Origin of the sequence: Bartonella callosciuri (assembly GCF_014203215.1) — a bacterium.
Taxonomy (GTDB): domain Bacteria; phylum Pseudomonadota; class Alphaproteobacteria; order Rhizobiales; family Rhizobiaceae; genus Bartonella; species Bartonella callosciuri.
On sequence record NZ_JACHIM010000013.1, the window covers coordinates 3,949 to 5,857 of the forward strand.

Genomic DNA, 1,909 nt, shown 5'->3' on the forward strand with positions numbered 1-1,909 from the left:
GGCAATGCGCATGCCGCGCTCAATGGAAAAATCTTCTTGCCCACAATTGATAAGAAGAACTTTAACTTCACCGCGGTAATCGCTGTCAATTGTTCCAGGTGTGTTTAAACAGGTGATGCCGTGTTTTAAGGCTAAACCGGAACGTGGACGGATTTGTGCTTCATAACCAGGCGATAAGTGAAAGATAAGACCCGTTGGAATAAGTGCACGCTGTCCAGGTTTAAGGATAATCGTTTCTTTTTCACCAAGTGCGGCGCGTAGATCAAGACCGGCAGAGCCCGCTGTAGCGTAATGGGGGAGTTCTAAACCTTGTCCATGCTCAAGACATTGGACTGATAAAGTCGCTTTTGGTAAAAGGTGAGGAGATGCATTCGACACAGAAGGGTTCTCTTGGTGGTTCAGGTGCGTATAGGGCATGGTCAAAGCATCTCCAAAATATAAATAACAAGCACAACTCTAACAAAAGATTTCTGCCAAAACAAGCTGGTAAAAACCTATGGTTGGGAGAGGGATGCTCTGCTTGTTTTGGAGAGTAAGTGCCTGTTTTTTGTATTCGGTGATTATTTTGTATAGTTTTTTTCATATACTGCCGATAAGAATGCCCGTAGCAAAAACAAGAGCACCACCAATGATAACCTGTAAAGAGGCACGCCAAAAAGGAGTCGACATGAATTTATTTTGAATCCAAACTATAGCCCAGAGTTCAAAAAAGACAATAATAAATGCAATAATTGTCGCAACGTAAAAAGAGTTGATCAAATAAGGAAACGTGTGACCTAGCCCTCCAAGTGTTGTCATAACACCGCTGGCAAGGCCTCTTTTAAAGGGAGAACCACGCCCTGATAATTTACCGTCATCATGGGCTGCTTCGGTGAAACCCATAGAAAGACCTGCACCAACTGAAGCAGAGAGCCCGATCAAAAACGTTTGGTGCGTATCACCTGTTGCGAAAGCTGCTGCAAAGATCGGTGCAAGCGTGGAGACAGAACCATCCATCAACCCTGCAAGACCAGGTTGAATCCACGTTAAAAGCGTTTGTTTTTGCGCTTTTGATGGCTTTTTTATGGTTTCATTGATAGATTTTGCTTGGCGCTTTGTATGATGCTGCTTACTTTTTACAAGAGAAGGTCCAGCACACAATGGATCAATGGCTCTTGTGGAATCCATCGCTCTTGCGCGGTTGCTACAGGATAGGCACAGAAGCTGCTTATAATTTTCAAGTTCTTGGATGCCCATTGCTGTAAAAACAGCAGCTTCCTTGGAGGAATAAGGCTCTAACACTTTTGCGTACTTTAAATAGAGAGCTGCATGTCGTTCTTTTGCTTTGAGCGCTTGAATTATCAGATTTTGTGCTAAACGAAAGGACAGAGCTTTACGTTGTACAAATGAAAAAAAAGATCTCAACATTTTCTGTTCCTTTGTACTTTAGAATAGTTCTAAGATATAAGATAAAAAAAACGAAAGTCAATCTTAAAAAATTTAAGCATTGAAAAAGACAGTGATAAAAAGAGCTTTGGTGTATAAAACTGATGCATAAAGAAAAAATAAGTCCGCAAGAAAAACCGTGTGTGAAAAAATTTGATCAAAACTCTAACGATTTTGTCAAGAAATTGTTCCAATGAATGAGAAAAGATTCTGGTGGGCTATGAGCGTTTTTCTCTGAGAGCTATAGGGCATATGAGGAAAGGGGGCGGATGTGCTTTTTATGGAAAGTGCGATCGGCAGTGTTTGGTATGGCTGAAGAGACGCATCGCGTGACCCTGCCGAGGCGCCGTGAAGATTGGCATATCTCTAACGATTTTGTCAAGAAATCGTTCCAATGAATGAGAAAAGATTCTGGTGGGCTATGAGCGTTTTTCTCTGAGAGCTATAGGGCATATGAGGAAAGGGGGCGGATGTGCTTTTTATG

At 42.0% G+C, this 1,909-nt stretch carries 2 protein-coding genes; both read right to left on the bottom strand.

Annotated elements, in window-relative coordinates:
• Nucleotides 1-417 (bottom strand): dUTP diphosphatase (dut, locus tag HNQ69_RS07115; protein WP_183229349.1); only part of this gene is annotated, 417 nt, incomplete at its 3' end.
• A 162-nt stretch (nucleotides 418-579) separates the two neighbouring features.
• Nucleotides 580-1,407 carry a VIT1/CCC1 transporter family protein gene (locus HNQ69_RS07120; RefSeq protein ID WP_183229350.1) on the bottom strand — a complete coding sequence of 276 codons (828 nt, stop codon included), beginning with the start codon at nucleotides 1,405-1,407 and terminating at the stop codon, nucleotides 580-582.
• Between the last annotated feature and the right edge of the window lie 502 nt (nucleotides 1,408-1,909).